At 64.0% G+C, this 22,929-nt stretch carries 24 protein-coding genes; 8 read left to right on the top strand and 16 right to left on the bottom strand.

What is annotated here, in order from left to right; genetic code table 11:
- Window positions 1-190: 190 nt before the first annotated feature.
- The 6 genes from FJ973_RS00800 (at window position 191) to ugpC (ending at window position 6,619) form a co-directional block, all read left to right on the top strand.
- Window positions 191-1,108 carry an AraC family transcriptional regulator gene (locus tag FJ973_RS00800; RefSeq protein ID WP_140554613.1) on the top strand — a complete coding sequence of 306 codons (918 nt, stop codon included), beginning with the start codon at window positions 191-193 and terminating at the stop codon, window positions 1,106-1,108.
- Window positions 1,109-1,392: 284 nt separating this feature from the next.
- The gene (locus tag FJ973_RS00795) at window positions 1,393-2,622 is read left to right on the top strand and encodes an extracellular solute-binding protein (protein WP_246675821.1); all 1,230 of its coding nucleotides are present in this window, start codon (window positions 1,393-1,395) and stop codon (window positions 2,620-2,622) included.
- A gap of 153 nt (window positions 2,623-2,775) precedes the next feature.
- Window positions 2,776-3,642, top strand: coding sequence for a sugar ABC transporter permease (locus FJ973_RS00790; RefSeq protein WP_140554611.1), 867 nt, complete (start codon window positions 2,776-2,778; stop codon window positions 3,640-3,642).
- Between the two features lie 11 nt (window positions 3,643-3,653).
- Complete coding sequence (locus FJ973_RS00785) at window positions 3,654-4,466, top strand: carbohydrate ABC transporter permease (RefSeq protein WP_140491365.1); 813 nt, start codon at window positions 3,654-3,656, stop codon at window positions 4,464-4,466.
- A gap of 15 nt (window positions 4,467-4,481) precedes the next feature.
- Window positions 4,482-5,528: an NAD(P)-dependent alcohol dehydrogenase gene (locus FJ973_RS00780; RefSeq protein ID WP_140554610.1), complete on the top strand. Its 1,047-nt coding sequence runs from the start codon at window positions 4,482-4,484 to the stop codon at window positions 5,526-5,528.
- Between the two features lie 2 nt (window positions 5,529-5,530).
- Complete coding sequence (ugpC, locus tag FJ973_RS00775) at window positions 5,531-6,619, top strand: sn-glycerol-3-phosphate ABC transporter ATP-binding protein UgpC (protein WP_140554609.1); 1,089 nt, start codon at window positions 5,531-5,533, stop codon at window positions 6,617-6,619.
- Window positions 6,620-6,627: 8 nt separating this feature from the next.
- Here the strand turns inward: ugpC and FJ973_RS00770 are convergent, their stop codons facing one another.
- From FJ973_RS00770 to gcvA, 9 genes are all read right to left on the bottom strand, one after another.
- Complete coding sequence (locus tag FJ973_RS00770) at window positions 6,628-8,214, bottom strand: FGGY-family carbohydrate kinase (RefSeq protein ID WP_140554608.1); 1,587 nt, start codon at window positions 8,212-8,214, stop codon at window positions 6,628-6,630.
- Window positions 8,211-8,894: an HAD family hydrolase gene (locus tag FJ973_RS00765; RefSeq protein ID WP_140554607.1), complete on the bottom strand. Its 684-nt coding sequence runs from the start codon at window positions 8,892-8,894 to the stop codon at window positions 8,211-8,213. Before FJ973_RS00765 ends, FJ973_RS00770 begins: the two co-directional genes overlap by 4 nt.
- A 9-nt stretch (window positions 8,895-8,903) precedes the next feature.
- Window positions 8,904-10,382, bottom strand: coding sequence for a mannitol dehydrogenase family protein (locus FJ973_RS00760; RefSeq protein ID WP_140554606.1), 1,479 nt, complete (start codon window positions 10,380-10,382; stop codon window positions 8,904-8,906).
- A gap of 159 nt (window positions 10,383-10,541) precedes the next feature.
- The gene (locus FJ973_RS00755) at window positions 10,542-11,312 is read right to left on the bottom strand and encodes an L-iditol 2-dehydrogenase (RefSeq protein WP_140554605.1); all 771 of its coding nucleotides are present in this window, start codon (window positions 11,310-11,312) and stop codon (window positions 10,542-10,544) included.
- Window positions 11,309-12,313: an ABC transporter ATP-binding protein gene (locus FJ973_RS00750; protein ID WP_140554604.1), complete on the bottom strand. Its 1,005-nt coding sequence runs from the start codon at window positions 12,311-12,313 to the stop codon at window positions 11,309-11,311. Before FJ973_RS00750 ends, FJ973_RS00755 begins: the two co-directional genes overlap by 4 nt.
- 63 nt (window positions 12,314-12,376) lie before the next feature.
- On the bottom strand, window positions 12,377-13,201 hold the full coding sequence (locus FJ973_RS00745) for a carbohydrate ABC transporter permease (protein ID WP_140491348.1): 825 nt from the start codon (window positions 13,199-13,201) through the stop codon (window positions 12,377-12,379).
- Window positions 13,202-13,212: 11 nt separating this feature from the next.
- Complete coding sequence (locus FJ973_RS00740; protein WP_140491346.1) at window positions 13,213-14,085, bottom strand: sugar ABC transporter permease; 873 nt, start codon at window positions 14,083-14,085, stop codon at window positions 13,213-13,215.
- 125 nt (window positions 14,086-14,210) lie between these two features.
- Window positions 14,211-15,521 (bottom strand): sugar ABC transporter substrate-binding protein, encoded by a 1,311-nt coding sequence (locus tag FJ973_RS00735; protein WP_140491344.1) that lies wholly within the window; start codon window positions 15,519-15,521, stop codon window positions 14,211-14,213.
- Window positions 15,522-15,733: 212 nt separating this feature from the next.
- Entirely contained in the window at window positions 15,734-16,639 is a 906-nt protein-coding gene (gcvA, locus tag FJ973_RS00730) for a transcriptional regulator GcvA (RefSeq protein ID WP_140554603.1), read from the bottom strand.
- Between the two features lie 110 nt (window positions 16,640-16,749).
- Between gcvA and FJ973_RS00725 the strand changes: the two genes are divergently transcribed.
- On the top strand, window positions 16,750-16,935 hold the full coding sequence (locus FJ973_RS00725; protein WP_140514372.1) for a hypothetical protein: 186 nt from the start codon (window positions 16,750-16,752) through the stop codon (window positions 16,933-16,935).
- 47 nt (window positions 16,936-16,982) lie between these two features.
- On the opposite strand, the gene FJ973_RS00720 is transcribed toward FJ973_RS00725, so the two are convergent.
- Window positions 16,983-17,942 (bottom strand): sugar-binding transcriptional regulator, encoded by a 960-nt coding sequence (locus FJ973_RS00720; RefSeq protein WP_140491340.1) that lies wholly within the window; start codon window positions 17,940-17,942, stop codon window positions 16,983-16,985.
- A gap of 256 nt (window positions 17,943-18,198) precedes the next feature.
- Between FJ973_RS00720 and FJ973_RS00715 the strand changes: the two genes are divergently transcribed.
- Window positions 18,199-18,831, top strand: coding sequence for an HAD family phosphatase (locus tag FJ973_RS00715; RefSeq protein ID WP_140554602.1), 633 nt, complete (start codon window positions 18,199-18,201; stop codon window positions 18,829-18,831).
- Between the two features lie 270 nt (window positions 18,832-19,101).
- On the opposite strand, the gene FJ973_RS00710 is transcribed toward FJ973_RS00715, so the two are convergent.
- The 6 genes from FJ973_RS00710 to FJ973_RS00685 form a co-directional block, all read right to left on the bottom strand.
- Window positions 19,102-19,869 carry a class II aldolase and adducin N-terminal domain-containing protein gene (locus FJ973_RS00710; protein ID WP_140554601.1) on the bottom strand — a complete coding sequence of 256 codons (768 nt, stop codon included), beginning with the start codon at window positions 19,867-19,869 and terminating at the stop codon, window positions 19,102-19,104.
- A 77-nt stretch (window positions 19,870-19,946) separates the two neighbouring features.
- Entirely contained in the window at window positions 19,947-20,588 is a 642-nt protein-coding gene (gene ureG, locus FJ973_RS00705; RefSeq protein WP_140554600.1) for an urease accessory protein UreG, read from the bottom strand.
- On the bottom strand, window positions 20,585-21,025 hold the full coding sequence (locus tag FJ973_RS00700) for a DUF3995 domain-containing protein (RefSeq protein WP_140491332.1): 441 nt from the start codon (window positions 21,023-21,025) through the stop codon (window positions 20,585-20,587). The genes ureG and FJ973_RS00700 overlap by 4 nt, the downstream gene beginning before the upstream one ends.
- Window positions 21,022-21,711, bottom strand: a complete 690-nt coding sequence (locus tag FJ973_RS00695) for an urease accessory protein UreF (RefSeq protein ID WP_181170861.1) — start codon at window positions 21,709-21,711, stop codon at window positions 21,022-21,024. The genes FJ973_RS00700 and FJ973_RS00695 overlap by 4 nt, the downstream gene beginning before the upstream one ends.
- On the bottom strand, window positions 21,686-22,282 hold the full coding sequence (locus FJ973_RS00690) for an urease accessory protein UreE (RefSeq protein WP_140554599.1): 597 nt from the start codon (window positions 22,280-22,282) through the stop codon (window positions 21,686-21,688). The genes FJ973_RS00695 and FJ973_RS00690 overlap by 26 nt, the downstream gene beginning before the upstream one ends.
- Window positions 22,279-22,884 carry a glutathione S-transferase family protein gene (locus tag FJ973_RS00685; RefSeq protein WP_140554598.1) on the bottom strand — a complete coding sequence of 202 codons (606 nt, stop codon included), beginning with the start codon at window positions 22,882-22,884 and terminating at the stop codon, window positions 22,279-22,281. Before FJ973_RS00685 ends, FJ973_RS00690 begins: the two co-directional genes overlap by 4 nt.
- Window positions 22,885-22,929: the final 45 nt, after the last annotated feature.

Genomic DNA, 22,929 nt, shown 5'->3' with positions numbered 1-22,929 from the left:
CTTTTGTACGAAACGCGACATGAAGGCAAGGGAGGAGGGGCGGGAACGGATTGATCCAGTCGGATCGCCGATGACGCTGAAGCCTCGTGACCGACGCTCTCCGACGGCCCATTTCACACATGGCCCCAAGGCTGCTACGCATTGCAAGGACGAGCGAGGTGCCACGGAACCCAAATTTGCAGGAGGCAGGATGCAGTTCAGGCGCAGAAGGAATCCGGTTGCGACGCTTCGCACGGCGCCGGCCTTCGAACATATCGTCACCGAGGCGAGCGACAGTTTCCTGTGGCGGCTGGACGACTATCCCTGGGAGCGCAATGTCTGGAATTTCCATCCGGAGTACGAAATCCACCTCTTGCGAAAATCCTCCGGTGTGGTGCTGGTCGGCGACCACATCGGCGAGTTCGGGCCGGGTTATCTGACCATCGTCGGCGGCGGGCTGCCGCATGATTGGGTGACGGCGGTGCAGCCGGGCGAGCTGATCGAAGGCCGCGACATCGTCCTCCAGTTCGATGCCGAGAGGCTGCGCGGCTCGGCTGGCCTGTTGCCCGAACTGCGCGAACTGGAGCCGTTCCTGGAGCGGTCGCTGCGCGGTATGGTTTTTCATGGCCGCACGGCATTGGAAGGCGCCGAGCTGATGGAACGGATGGGGGAGGCCAGCGGGCTAACCAGGTTCTGCCTGTTCCTGAATCTCGTCGATCTCCTCGCCAGGACCGACGAATACGAGCTGTTGTCCTCGCCGGATTTCTCCCCGGTTCTCGATGCCGCCTCGCTCGACATCATCCAGCGCACGCTGACCTATCTGTTCCAGCATTTCGCCGAGGATCTGAAGCTGCCTGATGTGGCGGCGCTCGCGGGAATGACCGAGAGCACATTCTCGCGCTTCTTCCAGAAGAACACCGGCAATTCCTTCAGTGACCACCTTGCCAAGCTGAGGCTCTGGCAGGCCTGCAAGCTGCTGGCCGATACCGATATTCCGATCACCGACATCTGTTTCCAGGTCGGCTACATGAACATCTCCAATTTCAACCGCGCCTTCATGCGCAAGCACAAGATGACGCCGTCATCCTATCGCAAGCTGTCGCGGCAGCGGCTGGCGATGCGCGCGTAAGCACGCCCTAAAAACCACCGCCCCCGAGTCCGATCGATACTCATGTGAGATTGGCCGCAACGGGATGCCGGTTTTTGCGCCGCACAATGCATAAAAGTACAGGTCTTCTGCAACGGGGCTTCTAGCGCGAGCCGCTGCAACTCCGCATTTTGGCGATGGGTGGCAAGTCGCTCGGGCGATGGTGAGGATCGCGCAAGCCGAGGACGTCCGCTTCCTGCGACGTGTTCCTGGAGGAGAAAATAATGAAACCAATTGGGCTCGCTGCCAGCCTTGGTGCAGCTTTCATGCTTTCCGCTACCGTTTCCACCATCGCTTTGGCGCAGGCGCCGGTCTGCTCGGCGCCGGTCAAGGTGCTGGCGCAACCACGTGACGGCCTGACGCTTCTGGAGGACTCCAAGGCCGAGTTCGAGAAGCTTGCCGGCGCCGGCTTCCAGATCGATTACCTCAACGAGAACGACCGCCGCGCAAAATCGCGCGCCGATGCGTCCACGGTCGGCAACTACAACGTCTACTATGTCGACGAAGCCAATGTCGCGCTGTTCGCGTCCTCGAAATGGATCGTGCCGCTGAGCGATTATTATCCGGCCGACTACGACTATGCCGATTTCGATCCGGGCCGCCAGAAGGTCGCCACCTATGATGGCAAGGTCTGGTTCGCGCCGCTGACCGGCGGCGGCGACCTGATGGTCTATCGCAAGGACGTGCTGGAGGCAGCCGGCATCCAGCCGCCGAAGACGCTCGACGAGCTGATCGCCGACGTGCCGAAGCTGACCAATCCGGACAAGGGCATGTATGGCATCGCGCTGCGCGGCGCGCGCGGTTCGGGCGCCAATGTCTGGCGCTGGATGCCGTTCTTCAAGGCCTATGGCGGCCAGTGGTTCGACGGCGACAAGCCGGTCTTCAATTCCGACGCCGCGGTCAAGGCGACCGAGACCTACCTGAAACTGTTCAAGGATTCGGCGCCCGGCACGCAGACCGGCAGCTGGGATGAATCGACCGGCGCCTTCCTGTCGGGCCAGGTCGCGATCCTGGTCGAATCGACGCCGCTGTCGGGCATGGCGGTCGACCCGAAGACCTCGCAGGTCGTCGGCAACATAGGTTTCCTGCCGCCGCCGTCGCCACTGCCGGGCGGCGGTTACGGCCATGGCCTCGCCATCGCGACGAAGGCCAATGCCGACGACGCGTCGAAGAAATGCGCCGGCCTGTTCATCGCCTGGGCAACATCGAAGGAAAACGAGAAGCGCCGGCTCGACGCCCACCAGTTCGGCGAGCTGAACCGCACCAGCATCCTGGCCAGCAAGGAATTCGCCGATATTTACGGCGCCGATCTCGGCCAGGCACTGGCCGAAACCGGCAAGGTCACGGCGGTCAATTTCTGGCAGGACCCGCGCTGGCCCGATCTCGGCGACCGCTGGGGTATCATCCTCGAGGAACTGGTCACCGGCACCCGCACCGACATCAAGGGCGGCCTCAACGAACTGGAGGCCTATGCCAACGAGCTGGTGAAGAAATAAGCCATCCTCCCCCTGCGGCGCGCGGTCCACGGCATTCGGTGGAGCGCCGGAACCTGTGCGCCGCAGGTCTTGGTTCATCATTGCGGTTTGAGCCAGCCTTCGCGCGAAAGGTCAGTCATGCTCAATCGTTCGAGACGCAGCAGAGGTAGACAGATGCCGCGCCGCTCATCCCTGCCGGTCACCTTCGTCGTGCCGACACTCGCCATCCTTCTGGTGCTGTCGATGGTGCCGACGCTCTACGCGGTCGTCATCGCCCTGCAGAACCGTGAACTCAGCTCGACAGCCTATTCCTATGTCTGGTTCTCGAATTTCGCCGACCTGTTCATCGACCGCCGCTTTCTCAACGCCGTCTGGGTGTCGGTGAAATGGGAATTCGTCACGGTCATCGCGACAATGACGGTCGCCATCGGCTTGGGCGTCCTGATGTTCGAGGTCGCGTCGCCGCGCCTGCGCAACATCTACTGTCTGCTGTTCATCATCCCGGTCCTGCTGCCGCGCGTCTCGGCGGCCTTCGTCTGGAAGTTCGCCTATCATCCGCTCTACGGCATCGCCACTTACCCCTACCGGCTGCTGACCGGTGGGCTGATCTTCGATCCGCTGTCCAAGCCGTCGACGGCGCTGTTCGCCGTCGCTTCGGTCGATGTCTGGCAATGGGGCCTGTTCTTCGCCGTCATCGTGCTGAAGCTCCTGGAAACGCTGCCGCCGCAGCCGATCGAGGCGGCCCGGCTCGACCATGCCAAACGCTGGCAGATCCACGCCTATGTGACCTTGCCGATGCTGAAGGCGCCGCTGGTCAGCCTGATGTTCGTCAAGATGATCGAATCGCTGCGCTCCTTCGATCTGATCTATGTGATGACCCGCGGCGGTCCGGGCGTGGCAACCGAGACGCTCGACATGTACGCCTTCTCGCAAGGCTTCATCGAGTCCGGCAAGGTCTCTTACGCCTCGGCGATGGCGGTGCTGATGATGATCGCCACGGTCATCACATTCACCATGCTGTGGAGGCGGGTGCAGGCATGAGGTCATATCGCATGAGACCTGGCCGCCTGATCGGCAAGACCGTGCTGGCGTTTGCCGGTTTCATGGCCGTGTTTCCGTTGCTCTGGACGGCGCTCAATTCGCTGAAGAACAATGTCGACATCATCACCCGCGTCCCGCGCCTGGTGTTCACGCCGACGCTGGCCAACATCAGCTATATCGTCGGCCGCGACAGCGTCATGACCGGCCTCTACAATTCGGTCGTCGCCTGCGGTTGCGCGGTGCTGATCGGCGTGGTGCTCGGCCTGCCGGCGGCTTACGCGGTGGCGCGCTACCCGAACCGCTGGGCCGGCGACATCCAGTTCTTCGTTTTGTCGCTTCGCTTCCTGCCGCCGGTGGCGGTCGCCATCCCGCTGATGGTGATCTGGCTTCAGCTCGGGCTTTACGACACGCTCGCCGCGCTGATCGTCACCTATTGCCTGCTCACCATCTCGGTGATCATGTGGCTCGCCATTCCTGCCTTCCAGGCCGTGCCGAAGGAGGTCGAGGAAGCCGCCTTCGTCGATGGCTACGGCGCCTATTCGGTGTTCTGGAGGATTGCGCTGCCGGTCGCGGCGCGTTCGCTGATCGGTGCGGTGGCTTTCAGTTTCGTGCTGGTCTGGAACGAGTTCCTGATCGCGCTGATGCTGTCGAGCTCCAACGCCAAGACCTTGCCGATCGTCGCCTCGGAACTCTCCCAGCAAGGCATGAACGTGCCATGGGGAATCCTGAACGCCTCGGTCGTGCTTTTGTCGCTGCCGCCGCTGTTGTTTCTCGGCGTGCTCAGCGGCTTCCTGAATTCCGTTTTCCGGCAAAAAAAGACTTGAAGCGAGGACGACACGATGCGGGCACTGGTGCTTGAGAAAAAGGGCGAGCTGTCGCTGCGCGAAATCGCGTTGCCGCTCGAGGTCGGGCCGGACGACGTCAGGATCGCCATCCACACGGTCGGCGTCTGCGGTAGCGACGTGCATTATTACACCCATGGCGCCATCGGCAGTTATGTCGTGCGCGCGCCGATGGTGCTCGGCCACGAAGCGTCCGGAACGATCGTCGAGATCGGCGCCAATGTCCGGACGCTGAAGGTCGGCGATCGCGTCTGCATGGAACCGGGCGTACCGAACCTGTCGTCGCGGGCGACAAAACTCGGCATCTACAATGTCGACCCGGACGTCACCTTCTGGGCGACGCCGCCGGTGCACGGCATTCTGGCGCCGCAAGCCGTGCATCCGGCGGCGTTCACCTACAGGCTGCCCGACAACGTCTCCTTCGCCGAAGGGGCGATGGTCGAACCTTTCGCCATCGGCATGCAGGCGGCGGCGCGCGCGCGCATCGTTCCGGGTGACGTGGCGGCTGTCGTCGGCTGTGGCCCGATCGGCATCATGATCGCGCTGGCCGCCCTGGCCGGTGGTTGCTCGAAAGTGCTGATTTCCGACTTCTCCGCGCCCAAGCTCGAAATTGCCGGGCGCTATCCCGGCGTCGTTCCGGTCAACATGGGCGAGCAGCCGCTGGTCGATGCGGTGCGCGCGGCCACCGACGGCTGGGGTGCGGACATCGTCTTCGAGGCCAGCGGCAGCCCCAAGGCCTTCGCTGATTTGTTCGACGTCGTGCGCCCTGGCGGCGCGGTGGTGCTCGTCGGGCTGCCGGTGGAGCCGGTAGCGCTCAACGTGCCGGCGGCCATATCGAAGGAAGTCCGCATCGAAACCGTGTTCCGCTATGCCAACATCTTCGACCGCGCCTTGCAGCTCATCGCTTCCGGCAAGGTCGATCTCAAGCCGCTGATCACCGGCACCTATCCCTTCTCCGACAGCATCGAGGCTTTCGAGCGGGCGGCGGCAGCGCATCCGCAGGACGTCAAGCTGCAGATCCTGCTCAGCGGCGAAAAGGGCTGACCATGTCCGCGATCACCTGTTCCCATGTCGACAAGGCCTATGGCACCACGACGGTCATCCGCGACCTCAATCTCTCGATCGAGGAGCACGAGTTCGTCGTGTTCCTCGGCCCGTCCGGCTGTGGCAAGTCGACCTTGCTGCGCATGTTGGCGGGGCTGGAGGACATCAGCGGCGGCGAGGTCTCGATCGGCGGCAAGGTGGTCAACGATCTCGATCCGGGCGACCGCGGCATCGCCATGGTGTTCCAGAACTATGCCCTTTACCCGCACATGACGATCTTCGACAACATCGCCTTCGGGCTGCGGCGCCAGAAAGTGCCGGCGGCCGAGATCCAGAAGCGGGTCGAAGCGGTGTCGAGGACGCTCGGGCTGGAACCCTATCTCGGCCGCAAGCCGGCCGAGCTTTCCGGCGGCCAGCAGCAGCGCGTGGCGATCGCGCGCGCCATGATCAAGACGCCGAAAGTCTTCCTGTTCGACGAGCCGCTGTCCAATCTCGACGCCAAGCTGCGCAACCACATGCGCGTCGAGATCGCGCGGCTGCACCAGTCGCTGAAGACAACCACCGTCTATGTCACCCATGACCAGCTCGAAGCGATGACGCTCGCCGACCGCATCGTGCTGCTCAAGGACGGCGTCATCGAGCAGGTCGGCTCGCCGGCGGAAATCTACGAGCGGCCGGGCAATCTGTTCGTTGCCGGCTTCATCGGCACGCCGAACATGAATTTCATCGGTGTGACGGTGGCCCGGAAAGAAAATGGCTGGACGCTGACCAATGGCGGAACTGTCTTCACCCTCGACGGCTCGCGCTTCAAGCTACAACATGGCGAGCAGGCGGTGCTTGGCATCAGGCCTCCGGATCTCAAGCCCGCGACCCCCGGCAGCGCCGGAAATTTCCTGGCGGGAACGGCCGATCTCATCGAGTTTCATGGCAACGATGCACTGGTGACATTCGCTCTTGGCGGCAAGGAGATCAGCGCACTCGTTCCCAGCCGCGTCTGCCCAACTATCCGCAGCGATGTCCGCTATACGTTTGACGAATCGGATATGCACCTGTTCGATGCCAAGTCCGGCCTATCCTTGTTGACACGGTAAGGCGCGTTCTACTGGATCGCGTCGAGCGCCTGGCGTTGCCGGTGCATCTCCAGGAAAATCCGGTAGTCGCGATCGAAGCGGGCGCCGGCGGCCGGGTTGGCGGCGCGGGTCCTGCCGCCCTGCTGCATGGCCAGACAGGCCGCATTGAGGTCGGGGAAAAGCCCGGCGGCCGTCGCCGCCACCATGCCTGTGCCAAGCAACACCGCCTCGTCCGCCAGCGGCTCGACCACCGTGCAGCCGGTGGCGTCGGCATAGAGTTCCATCAAGAGGGGATTTTTGGTGTGGCCGCCGGTGACATGCAGCGTGTCGATGAGATAGCCGTTCTCGTTCAGCGCTTCCAGCACATGGCGCACGCCGAGCGCGATGCCCACGGCGGTGCGCCAGTAAAGTCGGCACAGGCTGTCGAAGGAGGAATCCAGCGTAAGGCCGCTGACCACGCCGACCGCATGCGGGTCGGCGAGCGGCGAGCGGTTGCCGTGAAAGTCGGGCAGCACATGCAGCCGGCCGGCAAGGGCATCGCCCTCCGCCGCGCGCAGCTCGGCGACGCGGCTTGCAATCCTGGCATGCATGGCTGCGTTCGGCTCGCCGCCGGCGCCGTGCCAGCGGATGATGTGGTCGAGCAGGGCGCCGGTGGCCGACTGGCCGCCCTCCGACAGCCACAGCTTCGGCAGCGCGGCGCCGTAGTATGGCCCCCAGACCCCGGCGAAGGGCTGCGGATCGGGTGACATCGCCATGACGCAGGAGGATGTGCCGGCGATCAGCGCCAAATGACGGCCGATATTCCGCTCGTCGCCGGCAAACCCGCCGAGCACGCCAAGCGCACCGGCATAGGCATCGATCACCCCGGCGCCGACCCGGCATGTCTCCGTCAGGCCGAGCTCCGCCGCTGCTTGCGCGCTCAAAGAGCCGATGTAAGCGCCGACCGGACTGGCTCTTTCGGGCAGATTGCCGTGCTCGAAGAGGTCGCCGAGGCCGACGAGTTCGAAGAAATCGCGCTGCCATGCGGGTTCCCGGTGCGCCAGATAGGTCCATTTGGCGGTCAGCGTGCACTGCGAGCGGGCCAGCGACCCCGTCGCCTGCCAGGTCAGGAAGTCGGTGAGGTCGAATAGATAGCCGGCTTCATTCCAGGTCTTCGGCAGGTTTCGCTTCAGCCACATCAGCTTCGGCGTCGCCATTTCCGGCGACATGACGCCGCCGATATAGTTGAGCACCTCATGGCCGCTCGCCGTGCATTCGTCGGCCTCGGCGATGGCGCGGTGATCGAGCCAGACGATGGTGTCCCAGCGCTCCTCTCCGGTCACCGAAACGCTGAGCTGGCCGCCTTGCCTGTCGCGCACGACCAGCGAGCAGGTGGCATCGAAGGAAATGCCGGCAATGTCCTCGGCGGCAACACCGGATTTTTCGCGGGCCGCACGCACCGCGGCGCACACGGCTGACCAGATATCGCGCGAATCATGCTCGGCGTGATCGGCCTTCGGCTGGTGCATGGCGATCGGGTGCTCGGCGCGGCCGAGCAAGGTGCCACTGGTGTCGAGAATGCCCGCGCGGGCGCTCCCGGTGCCGACATCGACCGCGCAAACGAACTGTTTCGTCAAGATGCTCTGTCTCTCGCTCCCAGGCCTGCAATCAGATCGGGCAATTGCAGCATGTCAGCGAATATAAAGTCCGGCTCACTCGACGCAAGCCGCGCTTTCAGGGCAGGGTTGCCGGCATGCGCGCCGCCGGTGAAGGCGAACACGCGCATATCAGCCGCCCGCGCCGCCGCGACGCCGGCGGGGCTGTCCTCGATCACAAGGCATTTGCGCGGATGCGCCCGCATCGAGGCGGCGGCATGAAGGAACAGGTCGGGCGCCGGCTTGCCCCTGGCCACCATGCCGGCACTGAACAGATGCGGCTCCATCAATCCGAGCAGGCCGGTGACGTCGAGCGTATAGCGGATGCGGTCGAGCGTGCCCGAGGAGGCGACGCAGAACGGCAAGCCGAGCCTCGGCAGCACTTCCTTGACGCCGGCGATTGGCTTCAGCTCCTCGCGGAATTTGCGCATCAATTCGACACGCATCGTGGTCAGGTGCTGATCGGTGATGGGCAGGCCGAAGTCGCGGGCGAGGATCTCGCACACGGTTTTCATGCTCTTGCCGAGGAAATGCTCGTAGGCCGTATCCTCGCCGATACTGCCGCCGGCAAGCGCGATCATGCCGAGCAGTGCCGAGACCGACAGCGCCTCGCTGTCCACCAGCACGCCGTCGCAGTCGAAAATGACCAGTTCCGGCGCCATGGTCCCGTTTCAGAGCTTGCCGGCGAGGTAGCGCGTCAGCGTGGCGCGCGTGCCATCCGTCCACAGCAGGTTCAATGCATGCGCGAAAGCCTCGACGAACGCGGTGGCGCGCCCGACATCGCCATAGATGTCTTCCATCGCAAGCCAGTCGGCGGGCGCGTCCTTTGCCGCCTTTGCCGTCGCCTGCACGCGGTCCCAGTTCGGATCATTGGGCTCGATGACCGCGCCGCTGTCCGTCGTGCCGAAGCAGTAGCGGCACCACAGCGCCGATTCAAGTGCCAGGCCGGCGACGCTCTTTCCCGCCTTCAAGCGGTCGGCGATGGTCGGGATGATGAATTTCGGCTGGCGATTGGAACCGTCGAGACAGAGCCGGCGCACCGTGTCGCCGATCTTGGGGTTGGAAAAGCGCTTTTCGATGAGCTGGTAATAATCCTCCAGGACCGTGTCTGGCACCGGCGGCACAGTCGGGATGATTTCGTCATGCTCGAGCTTGTCGAGAAAGCCGCGCACCAGCGGCTCCTGCATCGCCTCATGCACGAAATGGATGTCCATCAGCCCGGCCGGATAGGCGATGGTGGCATGGCCGCCATTGAGGATGCGGATCTTCATCAGCTCGTAGGGCGCGACGTCTTTGACGAACTGCACGCCGACCTTTTCAAGCGGCGGCCGGCCGTCGGTGAAATGGTCTTCCAGCACCCATTGCCGGAAGGGTTCGCAAAAGACAGGCCAATTGTCCTCGACGCCGAAATCCTTGGCCAGGATCGCGCGTTCGCGGTCCGACGTGGCCGGCGTGATGCGGTCGACCATCGCGTTCGGGAAAGCGACATTGCCGCCGACCCAGGCCGCCAGATCCTCGTCGATCAGGCGGGCCAGCCCGATGACGCCATCCGACGTGACATGGCCGTTGTGGGGAATGTTGTCGCAGGACATCACCGTGAACGGCACGATGCCGTCGCCGCGCCGCCGCACCAGGCCGGCGAGGATGATGCCGAACACGGTCTTCGGCGTCGCGCCCGGCTGCGCATCGGCGACGATATCGGGATGCGTCGGGTTGAACACGCCGGAGGCCGGGTCGATGAAATAGCCGCCTTCGGTGATGGTCAGCGACACGATCTTGATCGCCGGATCGGCCAGCCGTTCGATGATGGCGGCGGCATCGCCCGGCGTCAGGAAGTCGATCATGGCGCCGGTGACGCGGGCGCTCATATGACCCTCGTCCTGCTCGACCACCGTCGTCAGCCAGTCCTGCTCTTCCAGTTTGCCGCGGCCGATCTTCTCGCCCTCGAACACGCCGGCGCCGACCAGCGCCCAGTCGTGGCCGACGCCCGAATTGAACAGCTCGTCGAGATAGACGGCCTGGTGCGAGCGGTGGAAGTTGCCGACGCCGAAATGCACGATGCCGGCCTTCAGCGCTGCGCGGTCGTATTTCGGACCTGCGACCCTGGCCGGCAGGTTGGCGAGATTGGCGGAAGAGAGTTTCACGGTCATCTGTTTACCCTTTGGCCGGGTTGCGGCCTTCGTTACCCTTGTCCCCCTTCACCGGGAGAGAGTAGGGAGCGGCACATGCCTTCCGAGGCGATGCGGCCGCCATCTTGATGTTGGCCTCTTCTCCCCGCGGAGGCACGGGGAGAAGAGGCCGCCCCCGCCTCAACTCATCCACTGGCCGCCATCGACATTGTAGGTCTGGGCGACGATGTATTCGGCTTCGTCGCTGGCCAGGAACACGGCCATGCCGGCGAGGTCCTCCGGTCTGCCCATGCGGCCGTAAGGCACGCCTTCGCCGACCAGTCTTTTCTTTTCGCCCTTGGGCCGGTTTTCGTATTTGGCGAACAGCGCGTCGACCTGGTCCCACATGTCGCTGTCGACGACGCCAGGCGCGATGCCGTTGACGTTGATGCCGTGCTTGATCAGGTCGAGCCCGGCCGACTGGGTCAGTGAAATGACCGCCGCCTTGCTGGCGCAGTAGACCGCGACCAGCGCTTCGCCGCGCCGCCCGGCCTGGCTCGCCATGTTGATGATCCTGCCGCCCTTTCCCCGCGTGATCATCGAGCGCGCCGCCGCCTGCAGCATGAACAGCGTGCCGGCGACATTGACCGAGAACAGTTTTTCATAGCTCGCCCGCGAGATCTCGACGATCGGCGCAAGGTCGAAGATCGCGGCGTTGTTGATCAGTATGTCCAGGCCGCCGGTCCTGGTTTCCACCGCCTGCACCGCGGCATCGATGGAGGCCTGGTCCGTGACGTCGATCGTCACCGCGTAGGCCTTGCCGCCGATCCCCGCGGCCGTCTTTTGCGCAGCCTCGAGGTCAATGTCGGCAATCGCCACGATAGCGCCCTCACGGGCATAGGCTTCGGCGAAGGCCTTGCCGATGCCGCGCGCCGACCCGGTGATCAGCGCCGATTTGCCTTTCAGCCTCACGGCGCCAATGCCTTGCCGTCGGGGCCGAAGCGATGCAGCTTGGCCTTGTCGGGGGTGAGATAAATGCTGTCGCCATGGTGGACGCTGAGTTCGCCGTCGGCGCGCACCGTCAGCGGGCCGACACCGTCGGCCTGGACATGCAGGAAGGTGTCGGATCCCAGGTGTTCGGCGACGCCGACTGTTGCCTTCCAATCGCCCGCCGTGGTCGAGATCGCCATGTGCTCGGGCCGGATGCCGATGGTCTTGGAGCCGTACTTCGCCGCTGGGGCGCCTTCGATCAGATTCATTTTCGGCGAGCCGATGAAGCCGGCGACGAACAGGTTTTTCGGCGTCTTGTAGAGCTCCATCGGCGAGCCGACCTGCTCGACATTTCCGGCATTCAGCACGACGATCTTGTCGGCCATGGTCATCGCCTCGACCTGGTCGTGGGTGACGTAGATCATCGTCGTCTTGAGCTGGTGGTGCAGTTCGCTGATCTCCAGCCGCATCGTGCCGCGCAGTGCCGCGTCGAGGTTGGACAAGGGTTCATCGAACAGGAAGGCCGAAGGCTGGCGCACGATGGCGCGGCCGATGGCGACGCGCTGGCGCTGGCCGCCGGAAAGCTGGCCGGGGCGGCGCTCCAGATAGTTGGTGAGGTTGAGCACGCGCGCGGCGTCCTTCACCTTCCTGTCAATGGTCGCCTGGTTCTCGCCCGCCATCTTCAGTGGGAAGGCGATGTTCTTGGCCACCGTCATGTGCGGGTAAAGCGCATAGGACTGGAACACCATGGCAAGCTTGCGCTTGGCCGGCGCCTCGCCGGTGACGTCGCGGCCGTCAATGTTGATGGTGCCGCCGCTGGTGTCCTCCAGGCCGGCGATCAGGCGCAGCAGCGTGGACTTGCCGCAGCCCGACGGGCCGACGAAGACGACGAACTCGCCGTCCTCGATGACGAGATCGATGTTCGGAATGATCGACGTCGAGCCGAAGGATTTCGAGACGTTCTTGAGCGTGATATTTCCCATGCTTTCCTCCCGGTGGATTTCCGTCCGCCGCCTGGCGCACGCTGCTACTTCACGGCGCCGCCCCTACTTCACCGCACCGAAGGTCAGGCCGCGCACCAGTTGCTTCTGGCTGAACCAGCCCATGATCAGGATCGGCGCGATCGCCAGCGTCGAGGCGGCCGAGAGCTTCGCCCAGAACAGGCCTTGCGGGCTGGAGAAGGAGCTGATGAAGGCGGTCAAGGGTGCTGCTTCCGTCGTGGTCAGCCGGATCGTCCAGAACGCTTCGTTCCAGGCCAGGATGATGTTGAGCAGCATGGTCGAGGCGATGCCCGGCACCGCCATGGGTGTGAGCACATAGATGATCTCGTTCCACAGCGAGGCGCCGTCCATGCGCGCCGCTTCCAGGATCTCGCCGGGGATTTCTCGGAAATAGGTGTAGAGCATCCACACCACGATCGGCAGGTTGATCAGCATCAGCATCACCATCAGGCCGATGCGGCTGTCGAGCAGGCCGGTGTCGCGGAAGATCAGGTAGATCGGAAACAGTACGGCCACGGCCGGCATCATCTTGGTGGACAGCATCCACATCAAAATGTCCTTGGTCCGCTTGGTCGGCGAGAACGCCATCGACCAGGCCGCCGGAATGGCGACCAGAAGGGCCAGGATGGTCGAGCCGACCGAGAGCAGCACCGAGTTCAGGAAGAACTTGAAATAGCCGTTCTGCGCCTGGACCTCGGAATAGCTCTCGAAGGTCCCGGACGGGATCAGGTTGAAGCCCTGGATCGCCTCCTGTTCCGACTTGAACGAGGTGATGATGGTGTAGAGGATCGGGAAGAAGATCAGCAGGGCGACGATCCAGGCGGCCGCCGTCGCGATCGTCTTGTGCCGGGTTGTGACTGCGCGTGCCATCTTTTCCTCCCTTATCTGTCCAGGTTCTTGCCGACGGCGCGCATGGCGAAGAAGGCGACGATGTTGGCGAGAATGACCGCGATGATGCCGCCGGCGGAGGCCTGGCCGATTTTGAATTCGAGCAGCGCCTTCTGGTAGACCAGGAAGGGCAGGTTGGTGGAGGCGTATCCCGGGCCGCCATTGGTGGTGACGAGGATCTCGGCATAGACCGAAAGCAGGAAGATCGTCTGGATCAGGATGACGACGGTGATCGCCCGCGACATGTGCGGCAGCGTCAGGTAGATGAAGCGGCTGATGAAGCCGGCGCCGTCCATCTCGGCGGCCTCCTTCTGCTCGCCGTCCAGCGACTGAAGCGAAGTCAAAAGAATGAGCGTCGCGAAAGGCAGCCACTGCCAGGCGACGATGATGATGATGGCGGTCAGCGGATATTGTCCGAACCAGTCTATGGGCTGGAGGCCGAAGAACCGCGCTATGTCGGCGAAGACGCCGTATTGCGGATGCATGATCATGTTCTTCCAGACCAGGGCCGCCACCGGCGGCATGACGAAGAACGGCGAGATGACGAGGATGCGCACGATACCCTGGCCCCACATCGGCTGGTCGATCAAAAGCGCCAGCAGGATGCCGCCGACCACGGTGATCACAAGCACGCTGACGACGATCAGCAGCGTGTTCAGGATCGATTGCAGGAAGGCCGGGTTGGAATAGAACAGCGCGTAATTGGAGAAGCCGACGAAGCCGTCGCGGATCGGATTGAGCGGATTGTACTGCTGGAAGGAGAACCAGAGCGTGAGCGCCAGCGGAACGACCATCCAGACGAGCAGCAGGACGACGGATGGCGCCATCATGAAACGGGCAAGCGAACGGGTCTGCTGAGTAGCCATGACGGTCACCCTTCAAGGATCGGACGGAATTTTCTCGAGCTGTCGGGAAGTGGCCGCCCGAACTGGGTTTCGGGCGGCCGTTGCCGGCCATGGTCGGCGACCGGCCTTAGGCACCGGGAGGAGCCTTACTGGATGTAGCCGCCCTCGGTCATCGCCGCGGTTGCGGCGTCCTGGGCCTGCTTCAGCGCGTCGTCGACGCTCGACTGGCCGGCAAGGGCTGCCGAGAACAGCTGGCCGACGGTCGTGCCGAGGCCCTGGAATTCGGGGATGGCGACGAACTGCACGCCGACATAGGGCACCGGCTTGACGGTCGGATGCGTCGGGTCGGCAGCATTGATGGAGTCCAGCGTCATCTTGGCGAACGGAGCCGCCTTCTGGTACTCTGGATTGGCGTAGAGCGAGGAGCGCGTTCCCGGAGGGACGTTGGCCCAGCCTTCCTTCGAGGCGACCAGTTCTGCATAATGCTTGCTGGTTGCCCATGACACGAACTTCTCGGCGGCATCGGCCTTCTGCGTGCCGGCGGGAATGGCCAGCGACCATGCCCACAGCCAGTTGCCGCGCTTGCCGAGCCCATTGTCAGGCGCCAGCGCGTAACCGACCTTGTCGGCGACCTGCGAGGCCTTGGGATCGGAGACGAAGGAGGCGGCGACGGTGGCGTCGATCCACATGCCGCACTTGCCCTGCTGGAACAGCGCCAAATTCTCGTTGAAGCCGTTGGAGGACGCGCCCTCCGGCCCGTCGGCCTTCATCAGGTCGACATAGAACTGCAAGGTGTTCTTCCATTCGGGCTGGTCGAATTGCGGCTTCCAGTTCTCGTCGAACCAGCGCGCGCCGAAGGAGTTCGACATGGCGGTCAGGAAGGCCATGTTCTCGCCCCAGCCGGCCTTGCCGCGCAGGCACACGCCGTTCACGCCATTGGCGCGGTCGGTCATCTTGTCGGCGGCCTGCTTGATGAAGTCCCAGGTCGGCGCGTCGGGCATCTTCAGCCCCGCCTTCTCCATCAGGTCCTTGCGGTACATGACGAAGGAGCTTTCGCCGTAGAAGGGCGCGGCATAGAGCTTGCCGTCGACCGAGAGGCCGCCGGCGATCGCCGGGATGATGTCCTTGGCGTCGTAGTCGTCGCCGAGCTTGTCGAGCGGCAACAGCCAGCTCTGCTTGGCCCAGATCGGGACCTCGTAGGTGCCGATGGTCATCACGTCATACTGGCCGCCCTTGGTGGCGATGTCGGTGGTCACGCGCTCGCGCAGCACGTTCTCTTCCAGCGTCACCCAGTTGAGCTGGATGTCGGGGTTCGCCTTGGTGAAGTCGTCGGTCAGCTTCTGCATGCGGACCATATCGCCATTGTTGACGGTGGCGATGGTGATGGATTCGGCATGTGCCGCGAACGCGAGCGCGCTGGCCGAGCACAAGCCCAGGATGAGCGTACGAAGTTTCATCAAATTCCTCCCATGGACCAAGATGAGCATTTGCCTTGGCTGTGAGCAATTACTCACTAAGAGTGAATTATGTCAAGCCAGATTCGATGGTGCAGCGCACACTCGATGGAGGAACGCCGACATGGCGAGTTGCAAATGGCCGTCCCGCAGGTGCGGAGCGGGCGACAACGGCGATCTGGATGGAGCGCGGTTTTGATCCTGGAGTTAGCCGGTCAGCAGGTGATCTCGGCCAGGATCCAGTCGCGGAAAGCGCGGATCTTCGGCACGTTGCGGCGCGCCTCCGGATAGACCAGCCAGTAGGCGTGGCCGTCGTCGCCGACCAGGTCGAAGGGCTGGATCAGGCGGCCGTCGGCGAGTTCCGCCTTGAACAGCGCCCTGGTCAGGATCGCCACGCCATGGCCTGCGATGGCCGCATTGGCCTCATAGGCCTGCGCGCCCATGCTGCTGCCGGGGCGCTTGGCAAGGTCATGGCTTTGCACTCCCGCGGCCTCGAACCATTGCGTCCACCAGATGTCGCCGGGATCAAGGATCGGCAGCTTGAGCAGATCGGCCGGTTCCTTGACGCCGCCGATGCTCGCGGCGAGCTTGGGGCTGAGCATCGGCGTGAAATCGGCGTCGAGCAGCTTGTAGGCCTCCAGTCCCGGCCATTTGCCGCCGCCCGAGCGGATGGCAAGGTCGACATCCTCGCGGGCGAAATCGGTCAGGCGGCTGGATGTGTCGAGCCGCACGGCAAGGGCGGGATGCGCGATCTGGAACGAACCCAGATGATGCGCCAGCCAGTTGGAGGCAAAGGTCAGCACCGTGGTGACGCACAGCAGACCGTCCGCCCCGCCGCGCGCCGCCGCATAGGCCTGGCCGAGTATGGCGAAGGCCTCGCTGACCGCCGGCGCCAGGCGCTGTCCGGCTTCGGTGAGCTCGATCTGTCGCGGCCGGCGCAGGAAAAGCGGCGCGCCGACCCGCTCCTCCAGCACCTTGATCTGATAGCTGACCGCTGCCTGCGTCATCGCCAGTTCCTCGGCCGCTTTGGTGAAGGACAGATGCCGAGCCACCGCTTCGAACACCCGGATCGCCTGCAGCGGCGGAAGCTGCGCAACCTGTCGCGAGCTGAGATCCGGCATAAAGCCTCCTTATGGGTCCTTATCGACGTTCGATTGGCAAAGGCGGCCGGCAAGACCGACATTCATCCTCAGCCCGTCACTCGGGTTGAAGATAGCGAAGGTTGACGATCATGACCATGGCGCAGCAAAAATGCACTCCCGCTCCGGATCATCGCTGGATTTCATGGCTTGCGGACGGATTCGGCTGGTTCGCGACCAGGAAAAAGGCGCATCTCGACATCAGGGACCTGTCACCGCACTTGCGGCGGGACCTTGGCTTCCTCGACGGCAACGACCCCTTCGGACGGCATGGATAGCCCGCCCGGATTTTATCGCAAATCGATGTTGCCTCGAGGCTTTTGGCTCATCCGCTCGCCAGCAGGGCGGCGGCGGTTCGTTCGTCGGTGATGAGGCCGTTGACCAGCCGGCGGTTCACGGCCGCCAGGATGCCCGGCAGCTTGCGTTCACCCATGGCGAGCGCGATGACCAGCGACTTCTCGCGTGACGGCAGGGCCGCCGACGACACCCGGTCGTTGGTGATGCCCTCGATCATGCGGCCGTCGCGATCGAACACCCAGCCGACAATTTCGGCGACGCCGCCGGCCTTCTGTAGCGCCTTCAGCTCGGCGTCGGAAATGAAGCCGTCCTCATAGAGCGGCGCCTTCGGGCCGAGGTCGCCGATGCCGACGAAGGTGACGTCGGCCTCCGCGGCCAGCGCCAGCGTCGGCTGGATCATCGGCTGGCTGAGCAGCATCTCGCGTTCTTGCGGCGAGGAGGCGATGACCGGTAACGGCATCGGGAACGACCGCGCCTTCACCCTGTCGGCCATGGTGAAGATGACGTTGTAGAAAGCGGCCGAACCGTCGGGCGAGATATTGCCGGTCAGGGACACCACCTTGTGCTGTGGGCACTCCATCGGCGGCAGTTGCTCGATCGCCGCCTTCAGCGTACGGCCGGTGCCGATCGCCAGCACGATCGGCGCCGGCGATCTCAGCCGCCTCTCGATTTCCGCTGCCGCCGCCTCGGCGATGCCGATCGTCGTCGACGACGAGGTCGGGTCGCTCGGCACCACCTCGACCAGGTCGAGCGCGAAGCGCGACTTCAGGCGGGCGGCGAGGTCGAGGCAGTTGGCGATCGGATGGTCGACGCGCACCTTGATCAGGCCTTCCGACACTGCCAGCGACACCAGCCGCTGCGCGGTCTGCCGCGAGATGCCGAGCGTGGCGGCGATCTGGTCCTGCGTGTTGCCGGCAACGTAATAAAGCCAGCCCGCGCGCGCGGCATCGTCCAACCTGTTGCTGCCGCCTTCCTGCCGGTTGTTCACGTCCTGCCTCCCGAAACCGCCGGTCATGGAAGCGGTCCGCTCCTACTTTCGCAGGGAACCACGCGCTGCGCAATTGTCAATCGCCAGGGCAATTGCTTGCGCCAGCGGGCGTGGGATCGGCCGGATCATCGTTGGCCCGGGGGATTCCACGGCGGGCAACAGGGGGATTTCCGTTCCGACAGGTGGCACGTTCTGCCGTCCGGATGGTTTATCTCGCGGGGTAAACCCTTTAAGGGAACGCCAAAAGGAGCGTTGCATGACACCGAAAGCGGTTTTCTGGGACATGGACGGCACGCTGGTCGACAGCGAACCGCTGCACGAAGCAGCCCTGGTGGCGGCGATGCGCAATGTCGGCCTTCAGCCTCCGCCCGACCTGCATGAGCGCGTTCTCGGGGTCGCTGCCTGGCCGGTCTACCTGATGATGCGCGACGAGTTCGGCCTGGATCTGCCCTTCGACGAGTGGATCGTCCATAAATACGAGCATTATCTGCCGCTTGTCGCGACATTGAAGCCGCGCCCCGGTGCGATCGAGATATTCAACGAATTGCGCGCGCTTGGCGTGCAGCAAGCCGTGGTCTCGAATTCCGACCGCATGATCGTCGACGCCAATCTGCACATGGTCGGCCTGACCTATCCAAGCATGAAGACCATCAGCCGCAACGACGTGCGCGAAGGCAAGCCGCAAGCCGAGCCGTTCCTGCGCGCCGCCTATCTGGCCGATGTCGATCCCGCGAACGCGGTGGCGGTCGACGACAGCTGGCCGGGCGCCATGGCGGGGCTGGCGGCAGGCATGAAGACAATCTTCTGGCCGGAAAAACCGATGGACGGCCCGCCCGGTGCGGTGGTCATCAACAGCGCCGAGGAATTGCGGGCTGAACTGGGGCTCTGAGCTAAGCGCTGCTCGACCCCCACTCCGTCTCGGCTTCGCCGAGCCACCTCTCCCCCGATCGACGGGGGAGAGGAAGGGCGCCAAGCTTTTTTTCATCAACGCTCGTCTAGCAACGCTCCCTTCCTTTCCCTCCGGAGGGGGGAAAGGTGGCGCTGCGAAGCAGCGACGGATTGGGGGAACCACCTGGCAATCAAGCCTCGGGCCGGTCGTTCACGCCAGTCACAAAAGATGGATAGCGTAGCGTAAACGGCGAGAAGGAAGAGTCCGGCTTTAATTCCGATAAACCGGCTCCTGCTCGTCCAAAATCGCCTTCAGCTCGCTGAGATGCCGCTCGGCCTGGCCGGGATAGTCGTCCATCTCGCTTGCGGCCTTCTCGGCGATGGCGTCGGACAGTGTGCGAAGCGGCCGCCCTGTCCACAGCGCCTTGATGTAGGTCTCGGCGGCGCGTTCGAAATAGAACATGCGATTGAAGGCGTCGGCCACCGTGTCGCCGATGACCAGCACGCCGTGATTGCCCATCACCATTACCTTGACCTTGGGGTCGGTCAGGAGCTGCGAGCAGCGCTCGCCCTCTTCCTCGAAGGCCAGACCGCCATAATGGGCGTCGACCACATGGCGGTTGAAGAACATCGCCGAATTCTGGTCGATCGGCGGCAGCCTCGAATCGGCGAGCGAGGCCAGCACGGTGGCGTGGATGGAATGCACATGCATGACGCAGCGCGCATGGCGGACATTGCGGTGGATGGCGCCGTGCAGGCCCCATGCCGTCGGGTCCGGCGCATTCGGGCCGGACAGCGTCTCGGGATCGTTGGCGTCGATCATCAAAAGATCGCTCGCCTTGATGCGCGAGAAGTGCACCTGATTGGGGTTCATCAGGAATTTTGTGCCGTCTTCGTTGACCGCCAGCGAGAAATGGTTGGCCACCGCCTCATGCATGTTGAGCCGCGCCGTCCAGCGGAAAGCGCAGGCGAGATCGACGCGCTCCTCGTAGAAGGGCAGGTTGGTCAGCTGTTCCTTTTGCAGGCGGGCGATGCTCATCGAAAAATCCTCCGGGTTTTAGGAACAATGCCGTGCCCTGCTTGTGCCCGCAACCGGTTTCGGTTGGTGCAGCCGGCTCACGCCGCCGTGCTTGCGGCGGCCCCGACCTTCAAGCCGCCATGCTCGACGATGAAATCGATCACCTCCCGCAACCCCTTGCCGCGCGACAGGTCGGTGAAGCCAAACGGCCGTTTGCCGCGCATGCGGGCGGCGTCGCTCTCCATCACGTCGAGATTGACGTTCACATAGGGCGCCAGGTCGCTCTTGTTGATGATCAGGAAATCGGAACGGGTGATCGCCGGACCGCCTTTCCGCGGGATCTCCTCGCCCTGGCAGACGGAGATGACATAGAGCGTGAGGTCGGCGAGATCCGGCGAGAAGGTGGCGGCAAGGTTGTCGCCGCCGGATTCGATGAAGATGATGTCGAGATCGGGGAATTTGCGGTTGAGCTCCGCGATCGCCTGCAGATTGATCGAGGCGTCCTCGCGGATGGCGGTGTGCGGGCAGCCGCCGGTCTCGACGCCGACGATGCGCTCCTCCGGCAGCGCCTGCAGCCGCGCCAGCATCATGGCGTCTTCCCTTGTGTAGATGTCGTTGGTGACGACGGCGATGGAGAATTCCTCACGCAGCGCCTTGCACAGTTTCTCGGTGAGCGTCGTCTTGCCCGAACCGACGGGGCCGCCAATGCCGATGCGAAGGGGGCCGTTGGGCTGCGTCATGTCGGGAACTCCGTGATGGCGAGAACTGCAAAGCCGAGCCCGATCAGCAGGCACAGCGGCGAATAAAGGCTCCTATCGAGCCGCGCGAAAGGCTGTTCCGGTGCCAGCCGGCGCCACCGGGGCGTGAAGCCGGCAATGCCGCGTCCGAGAAACACCAGCCCGATCAGCAGCGCGGTGGCGGCGAGGCCTTGCCCAGGAAAGGGCGAGGCAAACACACCCTCCAGAGCCATCGGCCAGAGCGTTGCCAGCGCCAGGCAGGCGGCGACGGCAAAGCAGGCGAACGGCGCCGGCATCTCGTCGACGCCGCGAAAGCCGACGACCGCATGCGCGCAGGACGCCGCATCCTTGCCCGGCCATATCCCGCCAATGCCCCAATAAACGTGCAACGCGGTGATCACCAGCAGGACGAATGAGAGGACGAAGGCAAGGACGATCATGAGCGGAACAATCGCGAATACTGGGTTTCGTGCTGCATCGCCACGATATCAGAGACAAAGGCGCAACCGCCGAGATCGTCCAATGTCGAGCGGGATGCGCGGGCGGCGGTCGCAAGGGCCAGCTGCTCGAAGCCGGCGAGCAAACTGGTCGCGCCGCTTTGTCCGATGACGCCCAGCCGGATCGCGGCCTGGACGAGATTGGAGAAGAAGGCCTGCAGGAAGGCGGACAGCGCGTCCTGAAGCGCGATACCATTGCCGCCGGCAACAGCGCCGACGGCGACGCAGTACGCACAATCGGCGGGCAAGCGCTCCAGCACGGGAGTGGGCCAGGCGGCGGCCGCTTTGAGGAAAGCCGCACCTTGCAGCATGGTCTCGGCATGGCGCTCACGCGACCCGGCCAACGCCTCCGCCAGTGTGGCGACTTCGGCCGGATCGCCGCCGTCGCGGGCGTTGCGCCAGCTCTCCGCGAACAGCACGGCATCGTTCCAGGCGGAGCCCATCTCGACCAGCGTTTCAAGCCAAGCGGCGAGGCTCGCCGCATCGGTCACCAGCCCATCATGCGCGGCGCGCTCGAGGCCATGGCTGTAGGAAAAGCCGCCGACCGGAAAGACCGGCGACAGCCACGCCATCAATCGCAGCAGGGCGACCCCGGATGGCTGGTCAGTCATGGTGATCATGATGATCATGATGATCATGATGATCATGATGATCGTGATGGTCGTGCGAATGCGAATGGCTGTGCGAATGCGCTTCGGCGTGGCTGTGGGCGTGCGCATGGCCGTGGTCATGGCCGCCGGAATAGGCGCCCCGCACCGGTTTGAACGGTTCGGAAACCTCGCTCACCGTGGCCCCGAGCCCCTCCAGCATCGCCTTGATGACATGATCGCGCAGGATGAGGATGCGTTCCGCCTCTATCGCCGCCGCGAGATGGCGGTTGCCGATATGCCAGGCAAGCTCGGCCAGATGCACGGCGTCGCGGGCGCGGATATCATAGACCTCCTCCGGCGCCGCGATGATCTCGACGTGGCGGCCGTCTTCCAGCACCAGCCTGTCGCCGTCGTTGAGGGTGACGGGCTCCGGCAGGTCGACCAGTACCTTGCTGCCATCGGACAATTCGATCGCCCGGCGGCGCAGATGCCGCTCATCGTGGGCAAGAACCGCGCGGCCGGATGGCGCCGTGGTGCCGGCATTGCCGGAGGTCAGCACCGAGATGGCGCGCGGGAACTTCGTGAAGTCGGTGTTGAGGTTGAGCTTCATTTCATGGCTCCGCCATTGGCTTGCGCCCGGGCACGGGCAGGGCGTGAAAGCACGCGGTCGAAATAGGCGTTGACGCGTTCGGATTCTATTGGAAAGCGGCCGGCTCTGGCCCAGCCGCCCATGTCGCCGAGCAGCACGTCGACAGCCGAGAACCGGTCGCCGAGCGCGAAAGGCTTGTCGCCCAGCCGGCGGTCCAGCGCCTTGACCTCGGAGGCGAAATCGTAGGCGACCGCGGGGCCGACATCGACCCGGACCTCTCTGGGCAGCAGGAAACGGTGGCGCAATTTGTTCCATAATGGCGCTTCCAGCTCGGACTGGGCGAAATGCATCCAGGAATCCATTTCGGCGCGGCCTGCGAGGCCGGGACTGGCGCCCATGCCCTTATCCGCGTGCTTATCGGCGAGATAGACGCAGATCGCCGCCGAATCCGTCAGCGTCAGCTCGCCGTCGATCAAGATCGGCACCTTGCCCGAGGGATTGAGCGCATAGGCTTCGGGCGAGCGCAGGGGAATTTCGACGAATTCATAGGCCTGCCCGAGTTCTTCGAGCATCCACAGAACACGGCTAACCCGGGATCCACGCGATCCGACGGCCTTGTACATGATTGAACCCTGCCTTTCCCGGTCAGCCTAGAGCATCCGCGGCCG

Origin of the sequence: Mesorhizobium sp. B2-1-3, assembly GCF_006442495.1 — a bacterium.
In the GTDB taxonomy this organism is placed as follows: Bacteria; Pseudomonadota; Alphaproteobacteria; order Rhizobiales; family Rhizobiaceae; genus Mesorhizobium.
This window is presented reverse-complemented; position numbering and strand designations above follow the sequence as displayed.